The organism is Tepidibacter mesophilus, from assembly GCF_002724055.1.
GTDB lineage: Bacteria > Bacillota > Clostridia > Peptostreptococcales > Peptostreptococcaceae > Tepidibacter_A > Tepidibacter_A mesophilus.
Genome location: NZ_BDQY01000011.1, coordinates 1 through 21932, shown reverse-complemented (window position 1 = coordinate 21932; position 21932 = coordinate 1). Strand labels below are relative to the sequence as shown.

Genomic DNA, 21932 nt, shown 5'->3' with positions numbered 1-21932 from the left:
ATAGCGATGAAAGAAAAATTAGCTATATATGGTGGTAAGGCTATTAGAGATAGCTTTTTATCATATGGAAAACAACATATTGATGAAGATGATATAAATGCAGTTGTCAATACACTTAAAGGAGATTATTTAACAACAGGACCTACTGTAAGAGAATTTGAACAAAAAGTAGCAGATTATGTAAGTGCAAAATATGCAGTTGCAGTATCTAATGGAACAGCAGCGTTGCATATAGCTTGTTTAGCAGCTGGAATAAAAGAAGGTGATGAGGTAATTGTACCACCTATAACATTTGCGGCATCTTCAAACTGTGTTCTTTATTGTGGTGGGAAGCCTGTATTTGTAGATATAGATCCTACTACATATAATATAGATTCTAGAGAAATAGAAAAAAAAATCACGGATAAAACAAAAGCTATAATTCCAGTAGATTTTACAGGACAAGCAGTTGATATGGATGAAATAAGAAAAATAGCAGATAAGCATAATTTAATAATTATAGAAGATGGAGCACATTCTCTAGGTAGTGAATATAAAGATAAAAAAGTAGGAACTTTGGCTGATATAACTACATTTAGTTTTCATCCAGTAAAACCTATAACTACTGGAGAAGGTGGAATGATAGTTACTAATGATGAAGAATTATATAAAAAAATGATGTTGTTTAGAAGTCATGGAATAACTAGAGACGAAAATCTATTAACGTATAATGAGGGGCCATGGTATTATGAACAAATAGAACTAGGGTATAACTATAGAATAACAGATATTCAATGTGCCTTAGGATTAAGTCAAATGGATAAATTGTGTGATTTTATAAAGAGAAGAAGAGAAATGGCAAATATATACAATAATGCTTTTAAGGATATAGAAGAAATAACTATTCCTTTTGAGGCTAAATATTCAAATTCAGGATGGCATTTATATGTAATAAAACTTAATCTAGACAAGTTGGAGTGCACTAGAAAAGAAATATTTGAAGCTTTAAAAGCTGAAAATATAGGAGTGAATGTTCACTACTTACCTGTATATCTACTTCCTTATTATCAAAAACTAGGGTATAAAAAGGGAATATGTTTAAATGCAGAAAACTTATATGAAAGAATTATAACTCTCCCGCTATTCCCTAAAATGAGTAATAAAGATTTACAAGATGTAGTAAATGCTATAAATAAGGTTATAACTTACTATAGAAAGTAGTTGATTATATGAAAAAAGTAGTAGCTATAATTCAAACAAGGATGGGATCTACGAGATTACCAGGGAAAGTAATGAAAAATTTAATGGGGAAGACTATATTAGAACATGTTATAAACAGAGTGAAACAATCTAAGCTTATAAATGAAATAGTAATAGGTACAACTACACTAGAAAGAGATAATATAATAGCTGAAGAATGTGAAAACTGTGGAGTTAAATATTTTAGAGGTAGCGAAAATGATGTTTTAAGTAGGTATTATCATGCTGCTAAAGAAAATAATGCAGATATTGTAGTAAGAATAACATCAGATTGTCCATTGATAGATCCTAACGTTATTGATGTGATAATAAAGTTTTATTTAGATAATAATTATGAATTAGTAACTAATGCAGGAGTAGATTTAAGTCAAAGAACTTATCCAAGAGGATTAGATATAGAGGTATTTTTATTTAAAACTTTACAGGATGCATTTGTGAATGCAAAATTAAATTATCAAAGGGAGCATGTTACTCCTTATATTTATGAAAATATAAATAGTATATATTATTATTTAAATGATAAAAATTATTCAAAATATAGATGGACATTAGATACAAAAGAAGATTTTGAATTAATAAGCAGAGTATATGATAAGTTTTATAAAGGGGAACATGATTTTTACTTAGATGAAATAGTTAATTTTATAATTAAAAATCCAGAAATATCTAAAATAAATGCTCATATAGAACAAAAAAAGATTAAATAAAGGATTGATTTTATGAACATAAAACTTAGATTAGCTAGTTACAAAGACTGTGATTTATTATTTGATTGGACAAATGATGATTTAGTTAGAAAAAACTCTTTCAATTCATCAAAAATAGATTATCACAAACATAAAGATTGGTTTAAATCTAAAATTGAATCAAATAATTCGAAAATATATATATGTATGTTAGAAGATAAAGAAGTGGGCCAAATTAGAATTGAGATAGAAGATGATATTGGAATTATTGCTTATAGCATAGATAAAAACTATAGAGGGCTAGGGATTGGAACAAAAATTTTAGGATTGATAAGACTGAAGTTTTCAAATCTGAATTTAATTGGAAGAATAAAGCATGAAAATATACCTTCTATTAAAGCTTTTGAAAAATCAGGCTATATTAAAAATGAAAAGGAAGATTATATAGAATTTATTACAAATTTAGGTGATGCACATGAATAAAATTATAAATACAGGTAATAAGAAAATAGGAGAAAATCAACCTGCGTATATAATAGCTGAAATGTCAGCTAATCATGCAGGTGATTTTAATAGAGCTATAGAAATAATTCATGCAGCTAAAAAATCAGGTGCAGATTGCATTAAAATACAAACATATACTCCTGATACTATGACTATAGACTGCGATAAAGAATATTTTAAAATTAAAGAAGGAACTTGGGAAGGTGAAAATTTATATAATTTATATAAAAAAGCATATACACCGTGGGAGTGGCAAGTGAATTTGAAAGAAGAAGCAGAAAAAATTGGGTTAGATTTTTTATCTACGCCTTTTGATAAAACTTCTGTAGATTTTTTAGAAAATCTAGATGTGAAATTTTATAAAATAGCTTCTTTTGAAATAACTGATATACCATTAATAAAGTATATAGCTTCAAAACGAAAACCTATTATAATGTCAACAGGAAATGCTACTTTAGGAGAGATAGAAGAAGCTGTAAAGGAGGTAAAGGAACAAGGGAATAATGATTTGTGTTTATTAAAATGTTCAAGTTCTTATCCTGCTATTTCTGATGATATGAATATTAAGACTATGCAACATTTAAAAGAAACATTTAATGTAATAGTTGGATTATCAGATCACTCAATGGGTTCAATTGGAGCGGTGTGTGGTGTTACATTAGGAGCTAAAGTAATAGAAAAACATTTTTGCATAAGTAGGAAAATAGAGAATCCAGATTCTTCATTCTCTATGGAACCAGATGAATTTAAAAGAATGGTTGAAGATATTAGGAGTGCAGAAAGAACAATAGGAAAAATAAGCTATGATAGATCAGAAAGAGAAAGTAAGAACTTAAAGTTTAGAAGATCTATATTTGTTGTAGAAGATATAAAAAGAGGAGAAATATTAACAGAAAATAATATACGAGTTATTAGGCCTGCTTATGGACTAAAGCCTAAGTATTATGAAGATGTATTAGGCAAAAAATCTATTAAAGATATAGAAAGAGGGACTCCTTTAAAATGGGATATGCTTGAATAAATTAATATACTATAGTAGCTATAAAATCTTGGCCTATATGTGAAAAGATCACATATAGGCCTTTAAGTTAATTGGAAAGGTAGATTAAATAATGAAAATAGCTATAAGAGCTGATGGAGGAGAAGGAAAAGGAATGGGTCATATTATGAGATGTATGGCACTTTCTAAAGAATTAAAAAAAAGAGGATTCAATATAATTTTTTTAACCAAGAATAATGAGAACGTAAACGAAGTATTAAAATGCAATGGGTTTAATTATATAAATTTATATTCTGATAATTTAGAAGAAGAAATTGATGAAGTCAAAAATATTATAAATAAAGAAAATTTACATATAATTATCACTGATTCTTATTGGTTAAGTAGTGAATATTTATATGAAATTAGAAAATCAGTTAAATTACTTATTTCTATAGATGACAATAATTTATATAAATATCCAAGTAATATTGTTATAAATGGAAATATTTATGCTGAAGATTTGAAATATGAAAAAGTATTTGATGATACTAAATTTTTATTAGGTACTAATTATATTTTGCTAAGAGAAGAATTTAGAAATGTATCTAAAATCAAGATTAAAAAAAATGTTGAAAATATATTAATTACAATGGGAGGAAACGATATAAATAACTATACTTCATTTATATTAAATTCTCTAAAAAAATTAGATGTAAATCTAAATGTGATTGTAGGACCTGGATTTAAATGTATAGATGACTTAAAAGAAATTGCATATAAAAATGATAATGTTATTTTGATTTTTAATCCTTCAAATATAAAAGATATAATGATTAAAAATGATATAGCTATATCTGCTGCAGGAATTACAACTTATGAATTAGGAGTATTAGGAATACCTACTATTTTAATTGTACAAGCTGATAACCAGATTAAAGTAGCTGAGAAAATGAATGAATTAGGGGCAATGATGGATTTGGGATGGTTTAAAGATATAAGAGATAGAGAATTATCAGATAGAGTTAAGTATTTAATAGAAAATTATATTTTAAGAAAAGATTTTAATAATAAATCAAGTAAATTAATATCTTTCGCTGGTGTAGAAAATATTATATCAAACATAGATAATTATATAAAAAATGTATAGTCTTTACTAAAAAATACATTGAGTTTTTAGAAAACGTATATAGATACATTAAAATGTTATATATTTAAGGGTGATTAATTAACTTGTCATAGTATTGAAAGAATACAAAACATAAAAGTTATTTAATCATCTTTTTATATGTGAATATTATTATGTTAGTAGATAAACCATCATAATATACATCATAATAGGCAAAATAATAAAAAATACCAAAAAAAAATTAAATTATCTTTATTAAATATACAATGTAAACTTAAATATATTTATTGCCGATAACTAGAATAGAAAATACATAAAGGGAGTGCATATTATGAGAATAGATTCTTCTATGTTTAGTAATCAAATCAATCCTACTAAATCAGAAATTGTTAACGATAAAAATATACCAAAAAATAAAGAAGATATAGTAAAACAATCTGAGAAAAAAGAAGCCAATGTGTCTTTTCCTGGAGAAAAAAAATTAATAGAGGCTGTAGAAAAAGCAAATGAAGGTTTAGAAAGAACAAATAATCATCTTAAATTTTCTATACATGAAAAAACAAAAGAAATAGTTGTAAAAATAATTGATGATGAAACTAAAGAAGTAATAAAAGAAATTCCATCAGAAAAAATATTAGATATGATTGCTGATATGTGTGAAAGAGCAGGTATTTTTTTAGATAAAAGAGGATAGAGGGAGGGTTTATATGTCAAGTATTAGATTTAGTGGAATAGCAAGTGGTATGGATACAGAAACTATGGTTAAGCAACTTATGGATGCTGAAAAACTTAGACTTAATAAATATAATCAGGCTAAGGAAATAAAGAAATGGACTCAAGACGCTTATAATGATATAAATAAAGATTTAGCAAATTTTATTTTAGATACTAAAAAAGAACTTGGGGTTGGGTTTGGAGGATCAATAAGTAGCGCATCTTGGATTAAAAAAGCTACATCTTCTGATACGAGTATACTTGATGCTACAGCTACATCAAGTGCAGTATCAGGAACGCATAGTATAAAAGTAACGCAATTGGCTAAAGGAATTAATATTGGAAGTGCATCTGAAGTAAAAAAAGCAGATGGGATAACAACCGCTAGTTCAGATGTAACTATAGGAGAATTACAAGGTGGAGTTACAGGTGATTGTTCTATAACTCTAAATGGGGCATCGATTACCTTAGCTTCAACGATGAAATTATCAGAAGTAGTAGATACTATAAATAACGAATCAGGAACAACTGGAGTAAAAGCAAGTTATGATTCTAATTCAGGAAGAATGTTTTTATCTACTACTAAAACAGGAAAAGATGCTAAAATTGATATTACAGGTGACACACAAAATCTATTTACAGGAGCTTCAAGTGTTTTAAAAACAAATATAACAACTACTCTTACTGGTGAAGATGCAAAAATAGATTTTGATGGGGCTAAAGATATAACATACTCATCTAATCAATTTACTATAAATGGGATAAATATAGATTTAAAATCTGCTGATTTAGGAGCAGAATACACTGTAAAAGTAGATACTGATGTAAATGGAGTATTTGATAAAATAAAAGGATTTGTAGATAAATATAATGAAGTTATAGATAAGCTAAATAAAAAAACATCAGAAAAAACTTATAGAGATTATAAGCCATTAAGTGATGAAGAGAAACAGGCTATGGATGAAGATACAATAAAACTTTGGGAAGAGAAAGCTAAATCAGGGCTTTTAAGAAATAATGAACATGTAAATAGATTACTTGGTAATATAAGAGGTGGATTATATGAATCCGTATATAGTGATTATTCAGATGATGGGGTTAACAATGATACAAAATTATCTGGATTTTCTTTCTTAGCTGAAATCGGTATAACTACAGGAACTTATCAAGAAAAAGGAAAATTACAAATAGATGAAGATAAATTAAAAGAAGCAATTACAAATGATGTAGATGGAGTAATGGATTTATTATTTAAAACTCCAGATTCAACAATAACTGATGACACTGAAAAAAGAGCAGAAACGGGACTAATAAATAGAGTTTATGATGATATAATAGATGGGATGAAAAGTATAATAGATAAATCAGGGACAGGAGATAATGCATCGTTATATAGACAGGTAAAATCTACTATACTTGTAGATTTCGTAACAAAAAGTGGCTCTATAAGTTTATTAGATAAAGATGTAGTTAATATTGAAAAGCAAATATCTAGAGAAAATAGTAGATTAACTAGTGTTGAAAATAGATATTGGAGACAGTTTACGGCTATGGAAAAGGCAATGAGTCAGATGAACTCTCAAAGTTCTTGGCTTATGTCTCAAATGGGAGGTATGTAGAAAAAATTTGAATATGTAGTAAGGAGGAACAAATTATGACAATGGCAAATCCATATGCAAAATATAAAAATCAATCAATAAATACGGCAACACCAGAAGAGCTTACTTTAAAGCTTTATGAAGGTTGTATTAAGTTTATTAATTTAGGTATGGTAGGTATAGATGAAAAAAATATAGAAAAATCTAATACAAACATAATAAAAGCTCAAAATATAATAAGTGAACTTAATATAACTCTTAACATGGATTATGAAATATCTAAAAATTTAAGACCTTTATACGATTACCTTAAGGAGAGGTTAATTGAAGCCAATTTAAAAAAAGACAAGGATATACTTGAAGAAGTTAAAGAATTTGTGGTTGAATTTAGAGATACTTGGAAAGAAGCTATGAAACTTGCAAGACAAGGAAAGTAGGTAATTTGATGAACATAAAAGATTTAATAAATAGTCTAATTCAAATTAGCGAAATGAAGTATAATTCAATGAAAGAAATACAAGAAATAACTAAAATGCAAAAAATAGATATAGAGAATAGTAATTCAGATTCACTTATTAATTATATTGAAAAAAAGCAGGATAAAATAGAGGACATAAATAAACTAGATAATCAGTTTTATAGTTTGTATATAAAATTAAAAGAGGATTTAGATATAGACTCTATTGAAAATATAGATGTTCAAAAATATCCTGAAATTAAAGAACTAAAAAGTAAAATAGAAAATATATTAAAATTAACTAAAGAAATAGATGAAATAGATAAGGTAAATAATAAAAAGGTAAAAGAAGAACTAGAAAAAATAAAAGAAAATCTAAAGAATATAAAAAATGATAAGAAGTCTTTAAGTAACAATATGAAGGCATATAAGGGATATAACACTAAATATAATCATGCTCAAGGAGTATTTATAGACAATAAAAAATAGAAGGAGGAGATTAAATGGATATTGGAGCCATGTCAATTGGACTTAGTCAAGCAAACCTTGGACAACAAGTAAGTCTTTCTGTTATGAAAAAGGTTATGGATACATCCCAACAAAATGCAGATATGATTAATGAAATGATGAATACTAATGTTAAAGTTATGGAAAAATCAGTTACACCTCATTTAGGAAATACTATTGACATTAAATTATAGAATTGATATAATATTGAGGTTGATATTATAGGTCTGTGGTTGAAAGTCCAAGCCAGTCGCAGGCAAAAGGATCCACGTAAGTTAATTCAAAAGCGAGTTAATGATCATGGTGCGGCTTAGATGTAAGCCCTGCCGGTACAAAATCGAGAGAGTTAGTAGTGAGGCAAACCCGAGCAAAATCTCCAGCAGGCGAGTGTGGGGTCAAAAACCAGGTCAGCTATAATATTTGAAAGAGCATCTATATAGATGCTCTTTTTTTGTGTGATTTTATTGCAAAGATATTAGGTTGAATGTTGAAATTTGAATATTTTAATGTATTAACAAAAAGTTCGACAATTTAGAAAAATTAAAAACTAACAACCTTGTGGATTTTTGTCAACAAAAGTCCACATCTAAGAAGCAGTTATAAACTTTATTCACAGGTTTATACACATTATCCACAGACGTTATTGAAAGTTATCCACTGTAGATTTTAATAAAATCAAGCATCTGTATGATTAAATTAATATATTGTATAATATTAATTTATTTTGCTTTTTAATATATATTTATTATAGTTTATTTGTAAAAATTTAAAAAAAAAGCATTAATTTAATTCTAAAAAAACTGTTTTAATAATATATTAGTGGGTAAAATATTATTAATATAATTTATTTTGAAATACCTATTTTTAAAATCCAAGATTTATATTATAATAGGTGTAATTTAACAATAATTACATAAATAAAATTGTAAGAATATATTATATAAATCTACACATATATATATAATGTTTAATATTTTTATAATGATAGTAAATTATAAAATTTTCAGTTTATGCATAGCGTTGATTAAATGGCTAAAATTTCAACTGTTTTGAGCAACGGAGACCGTTAGGACTCGTTGGCGATATGAGCTATGCGTTAGCATAAAGCGAATTTTATAATTATTTATGTAATATATATTAAATAGTTTTATATAACGAAAGGGGATGGCTTTATGAAATTAACTATAGTGGGAAAAAACATTGAATTAACAGAAGGAATTAAATTATCAGTAGAAGAAAAGTTAAGTAAAATAACAAGATATTTCAACGATGATATAGATGTTAGAGCTACTATTAGAGTTAAGAAAAGCAGACAAACTATAGAAGTAACTATAATCCCTGTGAGTGGAAATATAATAAGAGCTGAGGATTCAGAAGAAAATCTATATGCAGCTATAGATGTGGTTGTAGATAAATTGAGTAAACAGCTTAGAAAATACAAGACAAAACTTATAAACAAACATCATGATAATGCAAGTATTAGATTTGAGAATATAGACAGTTCAATTGAAAGTGATAATGAAAGTGAAATAAATATAGCAAGAAGAAAGAAATTTGGAATAAAGCCTATGAATGAAGAAGAAGCTATACTTCAAATGGAGCTTTTAGGACATAACTTCTTTGTATTTACAAATTCAGAGACTAATGAAATGAATGTGGCATATAAACGTAAATCAGGCGATTATGGTATAATAGAACAAGCATAATAAAAGGTGGGATATATATCCCACCTTTTATTATGCTTGTTAGTAAGCTATATGATTTTCAAGTTGTGTATAATATTGCTTAAAGAATTACAGTACCAACTATTTTTGAGCAACGGAGTCCGTAGGACTCGTTGGCGACATGAGTCATCGCGTTAGCGAATAGACGAATTTTTTATTTACAAATAATTTACATGTATTTGATAATATAATTTTATTTATCAACGCGGCTATGTTAAAATAGATATTAATGAAAATTAATACAAAAGAGAGGTAAATAATATGAGCTTTTTAGAAGATTTATTAGGATTTTCAGGTAAAAGAGAAATAAAGAAGATTGAAAAGATTGTAGATAAGATAGATGCTATGGAAAGTAAATTTGAAAGTATGAGTGAAGAAGAACTTAAAGGTATGACTAATATATTCAAAGAAAGATTAAGAAATGGAGAAACATTGGATGATATATTAGTTGAAGCTTTTGCAGTTACAAGGGAAGCATCAAAGAGAGTTCTTGGAATGAGACATTATAGAGTTCAGTTAGTAGGAGGTATAGTTCTTCATCAAGGAAGAATTGCTGAGATGAAAACAGGAGAAGGTAAAACTTTAGTTGCAACAGCACCTGTATACTTAAATGCGTTAACTGAAGACGGAGTGCATGTAATAACAGTTAATGATTATCTTGCTAAACGTGATAAAGAGTGGATGGCTAAGCTGTATGAATATCTAGGATTAAGTGTCGGAGTTATAGTGCATGGACAGACTCCAGAAGAAAGAAAAATACAATATGATTGCGATATAACTTATGGTACTAATAATGAGTTTGGATTTGATTACTTAAGAGATAACATGGTTATACATAAAGAACAGATGGTTCAAAAAAAATTAAATTTTGTAATAGTCGATGAGGTAGATTCTATATTAATAGATGAAGCTAGAACACCTCTTATAATATCTGGTGCTGGAGATAAGTCTACAGGACTGTATTTTGCAGCAGATCAATTTGTTAAAATGTTAAAAAATGAAGATGATTACGTTGTAGATGAAAAAGCAAATTCTGTATCATTAACTGAAGATGGTATCCATAAAGGAGAAAAGTTCTTTGCGGTTGAGAATTTAACTGATATGTCAAATATGGAAATATATCATCATATAAATCAAGCTTTAAAAGCTCATAATCAAATGAAGAGAGATGTTGATTATGTAATTAAGGATGGAGAAATAGTAATAGTAGATGAGTTTACAGGAAGACTTATGTTTGGTAGAAGATACTCAGATGGATTACATCAAGCAATAGAAGCTAAGGAAGGTCTTAAAGTGCAGAGGGAATCAAAGACTCTTGCTACTATAACATTCCAAAATTATTTTAGAATGTATAAAAAGATTTCAGGCATGACAGGTACAGCTAAAACAGAGGAAGAAGAATTTAGATCTATATACGGTATGGATGTTGTGCAAATACCTACTAATAAACCTATCCAAAGACAAGATGTATCAGACTCTATATATAGAACTGTAAATGGAAAGTTTAAAGCAGTAGTAAAAGAGATAGAAGAAAGATATAACAATAAGCAACCTGTTCTTGTAGGTACTATATCTATAGAAAACTCTGAGACTTTATCTAATATGTTAAAGAAAAAGGGGATACCTCATGCTATCCTTAATGCTAAGCAGCATGAGAAAGAGGCAGAAATAGTATCTCAAGCTGGGAAATTAGGAGCAGTCACTATAGCAACTAATATGGCAGGGCGTGGTACTGATATTATACTTGGAGGAAATCCTGAATTTCTAGCTAAAAAAGAATTAAAGAAAAAAGGATATACTGAAGAGGTATTAGCACTTGTAACATCTCCTATAGAAGTTGACGATGAGTATGTTCAAATGGCTAAAAAAGAGTACAATAAAATATATGCTGAAATAAAAAAGGAAACAGATAAAGAGCAGCAAGAGGTATTAAAAGCTGGAGGACTTTGTATAATAGGTACAGAAAGACATGAATCAAGAAGAATAGATAACCAGCTTCGTGGTCGTGCTGGGCGTCAAGGAGATCCTGGAATATCTAGATTTTATATAACACTTGAAGATGATCTTATGAGATTATTTGGAAGCGAAAAGATTATGGGAGTTGTAGATAGATTAGGAATGGAAGAAGATATGCCTATAGAGCATAAAATACTTTCAAAGTCTATAGAAGGAGCTCAAAAGAAAGTAGAGGGTAAAAACTTCTCTATAAGAAAGCACGTTCTTCAATATGATGATGTTATGAATAAACAAAGAGAAATAATATACAAAGAGAGAAGAAGTGTTCTTGAAGGAGAAAATATAAAAGAAAATATAACTAATATGATACAAAGTACTATAGATTCTTCAGTTATGTTATATACAGCAGATGGAGATTATCCTGAAGAATGGGACTTAGAAGGATTAAAGGATCATCTATACAATATATTTTTACCAAAGGGTTGTATAGAGTTTAATAATATAGAAGACCTTGATAGAGATAAAATAAAAGAAGATATAATGAATATAGCTATTAGTATATACAATCAGAAGGAAAGTGATATAGAACCTGAGAGAATGAGAGAAATAGAGAGGGTTATCTTACTTCAAGTAGTAGATACTAAGTGGATGGATCATATAGATGCTATGGAACAATTGCGTCAAGGTATAGGTCTTAGAGCGATAGGGCAAGAAGACCCTGTAAGAGCATATCAATTCGAAGGATTCGATATGTTTGAAGAGATGATAAAATCTATACAAGAAGAAACTATCAAATATTTATATAACTTTACAGTAGAAGAGAAAATAGAAAGAAAACAGGTTGTTGATATAGATAACTTATCTACTGCATCGGATGAACCTGGTAATAAGACTGTTGTAAAGGGTGATGAGACAGGACGAAATGAAGCATGTCCTTGTGGTAGTGGTAAAAAATATAAAAAATGTTGTGGAAAAAATTTATAGGAGGGTAAAATGCTTAATATTCAAGAGTATAATCAAAGAATAGATGAGATGAGAAATTCAATAGAAGAATTGAGGGCTTCCCTTTGACATAGCAAAACTAGAATATAAAATACAAGAACAAGAAAAGAAAATGTCTGATCAAAACTTTTGGGATGACAACGAAAAAGCTCAAAAGTTACTTCAAGAAAACAAGATGCTAAAAGAGAGCATAGAAGAATTTGAAAATCTTGTAAACTCTTTAGAAGATATAAATGTACTAATAGAGCTTGCGCTTGAAGAAGATGACTTATCTCTTGAAAAAGAGGTAAATAAGTCTATAGAGGATTTACATTCAGATATAGATAAAATGAAAATAAAAACTCTTCTAAATGGAGAGTACGATAAAAATAACGCTATAATGTCTATACATTCAGGTACGGGTGGTCTTGATGCTCAGGATTGGGCAAAAATGTTACTTAGAATGTACACAAGATGGGCAGATGGTAAGGGATATAAGGTTGATCTACTAGATATAATATCAGATCCTGAAGCAGGAATAAAAAGTGCAACATTGTCAATAGAAGGAATTAATGCATATGGGTATCTAAAAGGAGAAAAGGGAGTCCATAGATTAGTTAGAATATCTCCCTTTGATACATCTGGAAAGAGACATACATCATTTGCATCTATAGATGTACTACCAGAACTTGATGATGATACTAGCGTAGATATAGATTCTAGTGATTTGAAAATAGATACGTATAAAGCATCAGGAGCTGGAGGTCAACATGTAAATAAAACAGAATCTGCTGTTAGAATAACGCATATACCAACAGGGGTTGTGGTCCAATGTCAAAATCAAAGATCACAACATTTAAACAAAGATAAAGCTATGAAGATGTTAATGGCAAAGCTTATAGAGCTAAAAGAACTTGAACAGAAAGAAAAAATAGAAGATATACAAGGTGAATATTCACAAATAGCATGGGGAAGTCAAATAAGATCATATGTATTCCAACCATATAAACTAGTTAAAGATCATAGAACAAATCTAGATATAGGTAATGTTCAAAGTATAATGGATGGAAATTTAGACCCATTTATGAATGAATATTTAAAACATACCAAAAAATAAGGAAGAGACTTAGTCTCTTCCTTATTTTTTACTACATCATCACATCAACCAACATACCTTTTATACCATCAAGCTTTTTTATTACAGAAAGCCTATCTACCTCTTCTCCTAAAAACTCTTTAGTTAATGAGCTAAGTTCTCTATCTACATTCTTTACTATCCCATAGACTCTATGACGGCCTCTTCTGTCTAGGAAGTTTTGCTGGGAGAAGGAATGAGAATTGTTAACAGCTACGTTAAGGAATTCTTTTACTAACTTTTTATATTGGATCAAATCTTTAAGATATAACTTTTCTCCTATCTTATCAGACTGTTCGCTTATTTTATCATAAAGCTCTGTCAGATGTTCTTTTACTTTATCAGATTTTATATTTTCAAATTTAGCTTTAAATTCCGCTCTTTTTATTTCTTTTGATTTATTAACTTTATTAACATTGGATATCTGATTTATGTTATTAACTGGATTAACCTTATTCAAAATCGTATCTCCTCTCTTTCACCAACTATATTATATAATATCGGCAAAATAAATAGAAATTTTATGGCATTTATATTTATTTTTGTTGCAAATTTATAGTCTCAAATATTATATAAACTTATAATCGATTGATGTCGATAAATAAATATAACTAATTTTAAAAGGGTGAGGATATGATAAATAAAGTTTCAGCTGAAGCAGCATATGCTGCTGTAAGTGATGCCTACAATAATTTGAATACAACTTCAAAGGTTAGAGGTACAGTTGTTGAAATTAGTGAAGATAATGTAACTATAGATGTTGGGGATAAGAAACTTCTTGGCTTGAAGCTTAAAGAAAATATAGATGCAAAAGCTGGAGATACAGTAGTAATAGACAAAAAAAATATAATTGAATCTAAAAAAGTAAATGACATAAGAAATCAAAAAATAACTGAGGATGAGAAAATAGAATACTCGGATATACTAAAAAAACTCGATGTAGATGTTAATGATGAAAACTTAGAAGCAATTAATGCACTTAAAAACCATGATATAAGTATAACTAAAGAAAATATTATGTCGTTTGTATACAGCAAAAAATCATTAGATGATATTATAGTTAATTTGGATTATGATAGTGCTGTTAAGATAATGGAAAAGGGTGTTGATATTGAGAAAGACTCACTTCAAAAGATAGCAGACACTATAAAAGAAGTTAAAAGCGAGAAAGAAAGCTTTTCATTCTTAAAACTATTTAAAAATAAAAAAGAACTTACAACTGATGAAGCTGAGAAAATAACTGAAAAACTGTACGGAAGTAAGATGGGTAAAGATATAACTGATATAGTAAAAACTCTACATAAAAAAAATATTACTATAAATAAAAAAAATATAGAACGAGTAAATGATATATTTTATAAACTAGATAAATTACAAGATGTAGAAGAAGAAACTTTTATAGATACAGTAAAGAACAACATAAATCCTACAATAGATAATTTGTATAACATAAAGAATTTTGTAAAAAATGGGGCAATAAAAATTGCGGATAAAATAAGCTCTATATCTGTTAAAGCTTATGAATCTTTTGTCCCTAAAGCAACTAGCATTACACAAAAGCAACTTAATCTGCTAAAAGATGATATAAAGGAAAGTCTAGATAGAATGCAAATAAATGTTACGGATGATAATATAAAGCTTTCTGAGAAGATGATAAAGAATAAACTAGATCTGACAAAAGAAAATATCCAGAGTATAAATGAAATGAAGGAAGCTTTAGAGTATGTAATAAAAAACTTAAATAAAGAAAATATAGCATCTATTATAAAAGAAGATATAGACATAGAAAAAATGGATATAAGAGATATAGCTGAGAAGTTGAGAAATATAGATAATATACATAAAATATCTGATATAGAGGCAAAAGAAGTATCAGATATAATGGGAAAATTACAAAAGCTAAAAGAATTGGATGAAACTGATTTAGTTAAATTGATTAAAAAAGACGTAGATTTTAATTTAAGCAAATTAAATAAAGTTATATCAAATTCTAATATAGATGAAATTAAAAACTTTGATAGCATTATAGATTCATCGGTTCAATCTATAAATAATATTACCAAACTGTTTAGTGAGGTGAAGAACTTAGACTTTAACAATATATCTTTTAACTTAAAAAATTCAATACCTATGACATTGAACAATATATATGTATCTCATAAAGTTCTTAATAAAGAAAATGCGATGAATGATCATTATGAGAAAGTAGATATGCCTACAAATCTTCAACAAAACAGTGAAAATATAGTTAAAAAACATGTAAAAGACAATATAAATTTATTTAAAACAAAAGATAATGATACTAAAACTATAGATTTGAATAAAGCATTTGAGGTAGCTAAGTCTTTGGTTCAAAATAAATTAAGTTTAAGTAAAGCTAATATTCAAAAGTTATATAATGCATACAATCAATATGAATATATAAAAGATAATCTAACAAGTACTATGGTTAAGGAAGGTATCAAACAGAATACTCCTATAGAGAATATGAGTTTGAAAGAAGCTGGTAATTATATAAGAGAATTCAATGATATTGATAGAGTGAACATGAAACTACACAAGTATATTAAGCAATTAACAGATAATATAAAGAATATAGACAAAGAAAAAAATACTTGTATAGCTTTCAATATAAAGAACAATAAAGATATGATTCTAAAAGAAATTCAAAGCACATCTGATTTTTTAAAAAATAAGAATCAGTTAGGTCATAAAATATCAAACTTTTTAGATGAAATAAAAAATCTTAATAAGATAGATAAAAAAGAAGATACTCAATTGAAAAAATACGCTAATGAAATAGAAAGTACAATTAAAAAATACTCTGATAATGTAAAAAAAGGAGATTTTAGACCTAACAAATTTTATGAAGATATACGTGAAGATATTAAAAATATAAGTGAAAATATAGATTTGACTAAGGAGTCCAATAAAGACATTAATGATAGACAAAAGGAAGTAAGAGAATCAATTGAAAAAAGTTATATATCAAATAAAGACGAAAAGTTCATTCAATATCCTCTTGTGATAAATGAGCAGTTTTCAAATTTAAATATGTATTATAAAAATAGAAAAAATTCATCTGAAAATATAGATAAGGATGATATGGATGTGGCAATTAGTCTTGATACTAAGAATTTAGGAAATATAAATATCTATTTAGGAGTAAATAAATCCAAGGTTAAAGTGAAAATAGGATTAGACGATAAGAATGATATAGAGTATATAAAACAAAATAAAGGTGTATTAAATATATTTTTAGAAGAGATAGGATATGATTTAGAAGATATAGAATTTGATTTTGATAAAGAGAATATAATGGATTTGAAAAATGAACAAGAAATAGAAAGTGATATTAAGGGATTCTTGGATATTAAAATTTAAAGGAGACAATTATGGATATTGAAAATTTAAAAAATGAAAAAGATTTAAATAAAGATATTCCAAAGGAATTAATAGATATTGTATCTAAAGTCCTACTTTTTGTTGAAAACATAGACGAAAGAAAGAATAAAAAAGAGTAAAGTTTTGATGTATATAAGACGATAAGATATATGGAATTAATAATACGGGGAGGAATTAATAGAATGAGAATAAATCATAATATACCTGCTATGAATGCACATAGATTACTTAATGTTAACAATAGTTTTGCATCAAAGTCACTTGAAAAATTATCTTCAGGTAAGAGAATAAACAGAGCTGGAGATGACGCAGCTGGAATGGCAATTGGAGAGAAAATGAGAGCTCAAATAAATGGACTTAAGATGGCTTCGAGAAATTCACTTGATGGTGTATCTTTAGTTCAAACTGCAGAAGGGGCTATGGGAGAAGTTCATTCCATGCTTCAAAGAATGAGAGAATTATCAGTTCAGGCGGCAAATGGAACTATGTCAGAATCTGATAGACAAGCAGTACAAGATGAAATAAATCAATTGACATCAGAAGTAAATAGAATTGCAAATGGAACAGAATATAATACAAGAAATATATTAAGAGGTAATGAAGAGCCTAATAGCAATACTACTGTTTCTTCTATGTCAACTGGATCACCTGTAATATTACAAGGAGATTATAATATAAGAACAAATATGGGGACTTTAGATTTAACGAATACACAATTATCTATAGAGGTTAATGGTGAAGAAACAAAGGTAGATATAGGTGGATTCGATGGAAGTGGAACATTAAGCGAGGATGAATTAATTACAAGAATAAATGATGCTTTAACTGATAAAGGAACAGCTTCAATAAATTCAGTTGGAGAATTAGAAATAAGAACAAATGATATAGGTGGAAATACAAGTGTTAAGTTAAAGGGAAGTGCTGTAGAAAAATTAGTAGGAAATAATATATATGTAATAACACCACCTGCATATGATCCTGCTTCGCCATATGAAAATTCAGCACTACTTAATATGAATGAATCAACAATAACAGTTGATTCAAGTGGTATGACAAATGAAGCTATGGGAACAGCAGAAAATGCAGGTAAATACTCATATGGATATATAAGATTTGATTCTATACCAGAAAATGAGTCGTATATAAAAATAGGAGATTCAAAAATTGATTTTTATGACAGCAGTGTAGCACCTTATTTAGGAGCAAATTTATGTATAGATATAAATGGTAAAAGTACAACAGATATAGCTAATGAGGTTGCTAATATGTACGATACTATTTCTGATATTGATATGGCAATTGATGAGGACGATACAAGTAGACTAGTAATAGTATCTGAAAAAGTAGGATTTGAAGGAAATCTTATAGAACTTGAAGGAACATTAGAAGATTTTAATACAAATCTTCAAGTAGGAGCAAATACAGGACAAAGCTTCAGACTGGAGATTGGGGATATAAGAGCAAGAGCTTTAAGGATTAGTTCGGATAGACCAACAGGAAATCCAGGTGTAGAGGATGCTTCATATGTTGAAGTTAAAAATGTTACCGATGGAATATCTTCATCGGAATCAGAATATGCAATAGATGTTAGTGACGAAAGAAAAGCTTCTGCTGCTATTAAAGTATTTGATAATGCTATAGTTCAAATAGCATCTGAAAGATCAAAACTTGGAGCTACTCAAAATAGACTTGAACATACTATTGCAAATCTTGATAATACAGCAGAAAACTTAACTGCTGCTATGTCTCGTATAGAAGATACTGATATGGCGCTTGAAATGGCTAACTATCAAAAATTAAATGTACTTCAACAAGCAGGTGTATCAATGCTTGCTCAAGCTAATCAACAGCCGCAATCAATTCTTAAATTACTAGGATAGAATTGGAGGTAATTAAATGATAGAAAAAGAATATTTAGCTTCAAGGGTTGCAACAGCTAATGATGCACAGCTTGTAGCTATTATATATGAGGGTCTAATTGATACATTTAACGAATGTATAACATATATAAATGAAAAAGAAAGTTTAGATACTTTGATGGATAAGTGTAGAGATATATTAGCAGAACTTATAGCTACGTTGAGTGGAGATTCTGAAGTAGCAAGTAACTATAAGAGTTTGTATTTATATGTTAATAATATTATGACTGAAGGCTATATTATGAAGGATAAATCTAAGTTTGAAGAAGCTGTAAAGGTTATGACACCTTTATACGAAGGTTGGAATGAGCTTGGAGAAAAGATGTATATGAATAATATACAAGAAAATAAAGGACCAAAGCTTGTTGCTGGAATGACGTATGGAAAAGGTTATGTTAATGAAAATGTAATGAACAATCAGAATAGATGGGAAAAAGGGTAATAACAAGTCTCGCATTATGGATAATAATGCGAGACTTTTTTCGTAATATAAAGAGAATACAATGGGTGAAAATTGAAGATAATTCAAAAAAAGTATTATTTTACATCAAACTAGTTTTTTAATATATAGTTTTTTTGATATAATGACTTTGTAAGTTTAAATAAGGAGAGATTAAGATGAATATAGAGAAAATACTACAAGAAGAATTGAATTTAAAGTCTTCTCAGGTAGCAAATACTATAAAATTAATAGATGATGGAAATACTATACCATTTATTGCTAGATATAGAAAAGAGATGACTGGAGATTTAAGTGATGTTGTATTAAGAGATTTTTATGATAGATTAAATTATCTTAGAAATTTGAAGAGTAGAAAAGAAGATGTAGTTAGAATAATAGAAGAGGGCGGAAACTTAACAGATAAAATAAAGTTGAATATACAAAATGCTAAAACATTACAAGAGGTTGAGGATATTTATGCTCCATTTAAGCCTAAAAAAAGAACTAGAGCTACTATAGCAAAAGAAAAGGGACTAGAAAAACTAGCTATTTGTATAATGAATTACAATATAGATAATATACACAATGAAGCAAAAAAATATATAGATAAAGAAAAGGAGGTCGAAAATGAAGATGAAGCTATAAAAGGAGCTCTTGATATAATAGCTGAAATGATATCTGAGGATTCTTCTCTTAGAAAGATTATAAGAAGAATAGCTTTAAGTGATGGAGTTATATCATGTAAAGGAAGTACAGATGAAAAATCTGTATATGATATGTATTATGATTACTCAGAAAAGGTTAAAACCATGGCATCCCATAGAATTTTAGCCATAAACAGAGGTGAAAAGGAAAAATTCTTAAAAGTTAAACTAGAGCTTAATGAAGATTTGATTATAGACAAGATAAAAAGTATTTACATAAAAAATAAATCCCATGATTTATCAAATTATATTCAACAAGCTATAGACGATTCATATAAAAGACTTATTTTCCCTTCTATAGAGAGAGAAATAAGAAGCTATTTAACGGAAAAGGCACAGGAAAGGTCTATAAAAGTGTTTGGAGAAAATATAAAAAAATTATTACTTCAACCTCCCGTTAAAGGAAATGTTGTTATGGGTTTTGATCCTGCATATAGAACTGGGTGTAAAATAGCTATAGTTGATGAAAATTCAAAATTACTAGATACAACTACAATCTATCCTACAAAACCTCAAAATAATGAAGAAGGATCTAAGAAGGTATTAATAGAGCTTATAAATAAATACAATGTAAATATAATAGCTATAGGCAATGGTACTGCATCAAGGGAATCAGAGATGTTTGTTGCTAACTTAATAAAGGAAATAGATAAAGATATAAAATATATAATAGTAAGTGAAGCAGGGGCATCTATTTACTCAGCATCATCATTAGCTACAGAGGAACATCCTGACATTAATGTGTCTTTAAGAGGAGCAATATCTATAGCGAGAAGACTACAAGACCCTCTTGCAGAGCTTGTAAAGATAGACCCACAGCATATAGGTGTCGGACAATATCAACATGATATGAACCAAAAGAGATTAGGGGAAGTATTAGACGGTGTAGTTGAGGATAGTGTAAATGCTGTAGGAGTCGATTTGAATAGTGCATCTTACTCTTTACTTGAACGTGTAGCTGGAATAAGTAAGTCGGTTGCTAAAAATATAGTATTATATAGAGATGAAGTAGGGGAATTCAAATCTAGAAAAGAACTTAAAAAGGTCAAAAGATTAGGTCCATCAGCTTTTGTACAGTGTGCAGGATTTTTGAGAATAGATAATTCAAAAAATGTATTAGATAATACAGGGGTCCATCCAGAAAGTTATGATATATGCGAAAAACTAATAAAAAGATTGGGATATACAATTGATGATATAAAGAATAAAAGGATAGAAGATATAGACGATAAAATCAAAAGTTTGGATATAGAAAATTTGAGTTTGGAATTAAATGTAGGAATCTTAACTTTGAAGGATATAATAAATGAAATTAAAAAACCTGGAAGAGATCCAAGAGAGGAGAGTATAAAACCCGTATTTAGAAGTGATGTTTTGAAAATAGAAGATATTAAAGAAGGAATGATACTTAAGGGGACTGTTAGAAATGTAGTTGATTTTGGAGCTTTCGTCGATATTGGAATCAAGAATGATGGATTAGTTCATAAATCACAAATGAGCGATAGATTCGTTAAAGATCCAATGCAAATTGTATCTATAGGAGATATAGTAGATGTTAAAGTTATACAAATAGACTTACAAAAACATAAAGTATCGCTTTCTATGAAGGGGATTTAGGGAATATGAGTATATGCAAATCATTAAGGATGGCAAGTAAATTAAATAGTAATATGATACTTAGCACTAAACTTGATAGAGATTATACAATATTATTTAAATATATTAACTCAACTTTCGCACTTGTATTTTAAGGCGTTGGCCTGGATTTTCAGTGTTTCCATCATAAAAAATAGAAAAACATTCCTTCATTTGGTATAATTGAATCACGACAAACAACGACCAAGAAAGGAATG

General features: G+C 28.2%; 20 protein-coding genes and 1 pseudogene. 20 read left to right on the top strand and 1 reads right to left on the bottom strand.

Annotated features, from left to right (window positions below; all coding sequences use genetic code 11):
• Positions 1-6: 6 nt before the first annotated feature.
• The 14 genes and pseudogenes from pseC (at position 7) to prfB (ending at position 13591) form a co-directional block, all read left to right on the top strand.
• The gene (gene pseC, locus Tmeso_RS08520; RefSeq protein WP_099190198.1) at positions 7-1200 is read left to right on the top strand and encodes a UDP-4-amino-4,6-dideoxy-N-acetyl-beta-L-altrosamine transaminase; all 1194 of its coding nucleotides are present in this window, start codon (positions 7-9) and stop codon (positions 1198-1200) included.
• 8 nt (positions 1201-1208) lie between these two features.
• Complete coding sequence (locus tag Tmeso_RS08515) at positions 1209-1946, top strand: cytidylyltransferase domain-containing protein (protein WP_099190196.1); 738 nt, start codon at positions 1209-1211, stop codon at positions 1944-1946.
• Between the two features lie 12 nt (positions 1947-1958).
• Positions 1959-2408, top strand: coding sequence for a GNAT family N-acetyltransferase (locus tag Tmeso_RS08510; RefSeq protein ID WP_099190194.1), 450 nt, complete (start codon positions 1959-1961; stop codon positions 2406-2408).
• Positions 2401-3450 carry a pseudaminic acid synthase gene (gene pseI, locus Tmeso_RS08505; protein WP_099190192.1) on the top strand — a complete coding sequence of 350 codons (1050 nt, stop codon included), beginning with the start codon at positions 2401-2403 and terminating at the stop codon, positions 3448-3450. Before Tmeso_RS08510 ends, pseI begins: the two co-directional genes overlap by 8 nt.
• Positions 3451-3541: 91 nt before the next feature.
• Positions 3542-4558, top strand: coding sequence for a UDP-2,4-diacetamido-2,4,6-trideoxy-beta-L-altropyranose hydrolase (pseG, locus tag Tmeso_RS08500; RefSeq protein ID WP_099190190.1), 1017 nt, complete (start codon positions 3542-3544; stop codon positions 4556-4558).
• 310 nt (positions 4559-4868) lie between these two features.
• Positions 4869-5231 carry a flagellar protein FlaG gene (locus Tmeso_RS08495; protein WP_242967897.1) on the top strand — a complete coding sequence of 121 codons (363 nt, stop codon included), beginning with the start codon at positions 4869-4871 and terminating at the stop codon, positions 5229-5231.
• A 13-nt stretch (positions 5232-5244) separates the two neighbouring features.
• Positions 5245-5823, top strand: a pseudogene (locus tag Tmeso_RS17155) (flagellar cap protein FliD N-terminal domain-containing protein); the annotation flags it as partial.
• Positions 5818-6870 carry a flagellar filament capping protein FliD gene (gene fliD, locus Tmeso_RS17150; RefSeq protein ID WP_408646054.1) on the top strand — a complete coding sequence of 351 codons (1053 nt, stop codon included), beginning with the start codon at positions 5818-5820 and terminating at the stop codon, positions 6868-6870. The pseudogene Tmeso_RS17155 and the gene fliD, both read left to right, overlap by 6 nt.
• A gap of 35 nt (positions 6871-6905) precedes the next feature.
• The gene (gene fliS, locus Tmeso_RS08485) at positions 6906-7286 is read left to right on the top strand and encodes a flagellar export chaperone FliS (protein ID WP_099190186.1); all 381 of its coding nucleotides are present in this window, start codon (positions 6906-6908) and stop codon (positions 7284-7286) included.
• Between the two features lie 8 nt (positions 7287-7294).
• Positions 7295-7795, top strand: a complete 501-nt coding sequence (flgN, locus tag Tmeso_RS08480) for a flagellar export chaperone FlgN (protein ID WP_099190184.1) — start codon at positions 7295-7297, stop codon at positions 7793-7795.
• A gap of 14 nt (positions 7796-7809) precedes the next feature.
• The gene (locus Tmeso_RS08475) at positions 7810-8007 is read left to right on the top strand and encodes a YjfB family protein (protein ID WP_099190182.1); all 198 of its coding nucleotides are present in this window, start codon (positions 7810-7812) and stop codon (positions 8005-8007) included.
• A gap of 978 nt (positions 8008-8985) precedes the next feature.
• On the top strand, positions 8986-9519 hold the full coding sequence (gene hpf, locus Tmeso_RS08470; protein WP_099190180.1) for a ribosome hibernation-promoting factor, HPF/YfiA family: 534 nt from the start codon (positions 8986-8988) through the stop codon (positions 9517-9519).
• A gap of 279 nt (positions 9520-9798) precedes the next feature.
• A complete protein-coding gene (secA, locus tag Tmeso_RS08465) occupies positions 9799-12477 on the top strand; it encodes a preprotein translocase subunit SecA (RefSeq protein WP_099190178.1) in 2679 nt (892 codons plus the stop codon).
• Between the two features lie 9 nt (positions 12478-12486).
• A protein-coding gene (gene prfB, locus Tmeso_RS08460) for a peptide chain release factor 2 (protein ID WP_187296283.1) occupies positions 12487-13591 on the top strand; the annotation gives its coding sequence in 2 pieces (ribosomal slippage) (positions 12487-12561 and positions 12563-13591; 1104 coding nt in all).
• A gap of 31 nt (positions 13592-13622) precedes the next feature.
• On the opposite strand, the gene Tmeso_RS08455 is transcribed toward prfB, so the two are convergent.
• Positions 13623-14069, bottom strand: a complete 447-nt coding sequence (locus Tmeso_RS08455; protein ID WP_099190174.1) for a YaaR family protein — start codon at positions 14067-14069, stop codon at positions 13623-13625.
• A 173-nt stretch (positions 14070-14242) separates the two neighbouring features.
• Between Tmeso_RS08455 and Tmeso_RS08450 the strand changes: the two genes are divergently transcribed.
• From Tmeso_RS08450 to Tmeso_RS16925, 6 genes are all read left to right on the top strand, one after another.
• Positions 14243-16993, top strand: coding sequence for a DUF6240 domain-containing protein (locus Tmeso_RS08450; RefSeq protein WP_099190172.1), 2751 nt, complete (start codon positions 14243-14245; stop codon positions 16991-16993).
• A gap of 11 nt (positions 16994-17004) precedes the next feature.
• On the top strand, positions 17005-17133 hold the full coding sequence (locus Tmeso_RS16935) for a hypothetical protein (protein WP_278281422.1): 129 nt from the start codon (positions 17005-17007) through the stop codon (positions 17131-17133).
• A 63-nt stretch (positions 17134-17196) separates the two neighbouring features.
• Entirely contained in the window at positions 17197-18894 is a 1698-nt protein-coding gene (locus Tmeso_RS16930) for a flagellin N-terminal helical domain-containing protein (RefSeq protein WP_187296282.1), read from the top strand.
• Between the two features lie 16 nt (positions 18895-18910).
• The gene (locus Tmeso_RS08440) at positions 18911-19375 is read left to right on the top strand and encodes a flagellar export chaperone FliS (protein WP_099190168.1); all 465 of its coding nucleotides are present in this window, start codon (positions 18911-18913) and stop codon (positions 19373-19375) included.
• 176 nt (positions 19376-19551) lie between these two features.
• Entirely contained in the window at positions 19552-21696 is a 2145-nt protein-coding gene (locus tag Tmeso_RS08435; RefSeq protein ID WP_099190166.1) for a Tex family protein, read from the top strand.
• Positions 21697-21701: 5 nt separating this feature from the next.
• Positions 21702-21830 (top strand): hypothetical protein, encoded by a 129-nt coding sequence (locus Tmeso_RS16925; RefSeq protein WP_278281421.1) that lies wholly within the window; start codon positions 21702-21704, stop codon positions 21828-21830.
• Positions 21831-21932 lie beyond the last annotated feature (102 nt).

Bases quoted from the DNA above. Each gene is read 5' to 3' on its own strand.
- Tmeso_RS08450 (WP_099190172.1), top strand. From the start codon at position 14,243: ATGATAAATAAAGTTTCAGCTGAAGCAGCATATGCTGCTGTAAGTGAT.
- Tmeso_RS16925 (WP_278281421.1), top strand. From the start codon at position 21,702: ATGAGTATATGCAAATCATTAAGGATGGCAAGTAAATTAAATAGTAAT.
- fliS (WP_099190186.1), top strand. From the start codon at position 6,906: ATGACAATGGCAAATCCATATGCAAAATATAAAAATCAATCAATAAAT.
- Tmeso_RS16930 (WP_187296282.1), top strand. From the start codon at position 17,197: ATGAGAATAAATCATAATATACCTGCTATGAATGCACATAGATTACTT.
- pseG (WP_099190190.1), top strand. From the start codon at position 3,542: ATGAAAATAGCTATAAGAGCTGATGGAGGAGAAGGAAAAGGAATGGGT.
- flgN (WP_099190184.1), top strand. From the start codon at position 7,295: ATGAACATAAAAGATTTAATAAATAGTCTAATTCAAATTAGCGAAATG.
- Tmeso_RS08510 (WP_099190194.1), top strand. From the start codon at position 1,959: ATGAACATAAAACTTAGATTAGCTAGTTACAAAGACTGTGATTTATTA.
- Tmeso_RS16935 (WP_278281422.1), top strand. From the start codon at position 17,005: ATGGATATTGAAAATTTAAAAAATGAAAAAGATTTAAATAAAGATATT.
- hpf (WP_099190180.1), top strand. From the start codon at position 8,986: ATGAAATTAACTATAGTGGGAAAAAACATTGAATTAACAGAAGGAATT.
- fliD (WP_408646054.1), top strand. From the start codon at position 5,818: ATGTTTTTATCTACTACTAAAACAGGAAAAGATGCTAAAATTGATATT.
- Tmeso_RS08495 (WP_242967897.1), top strand. From the start codon at position 4,869: ATGAGAATAGATTCTTCTATGTTTAGTAATCAAATCAATCCTACTAAA.
- secA (WP_099190178.1), top strand. From the start codon at position 9,799: ATGAGCTTTTTAGAAGATTTATTAGGATTTTCAGGTAAAAGAGAAATA.
- pseI (WP_099190192.1), top strand. From the start codon at position 2,401: ATGAATAAAATTATAAATACAGGTAATAAGAAAATAGGAGAAAATCAA.
- Tmeso_RS08440 (WP_099190168.1), top strand. From the start codon at position 18,911: ATGATAGAAAAAGAATATTTAGCTTCAAGGGTTGCAACAGCTAATGAT.
- Tmeso_RS08435 (WP_099190166.1), top strand. From the start codon at position 19,552: ATGAATATAGAGAAAATACTACAAGAAGAATTGAATTTAAAGTCTTCT.
- pseC (WP_099190198.1), top strand. From the start codon at position 7: ATGAAAGAAAAATTAGCTATATATGGTGGTAAGGCTATTAGAGATAGC.
- Tmeso_RS08515 (WP_099190196.1), top strand. From the start codon at position 1,209: ATGAAAAAAGTAGTAGCTATAATTCAAACAAGGATGGGATCTACGAGA.
- Tmeso_RS08475 (WP_099190182.1), top strand. From the start codon at position 7,810: ATGGATATTGGAGCCATGTCAATTGGACTTAGTCAAGCAAACCTTGGA.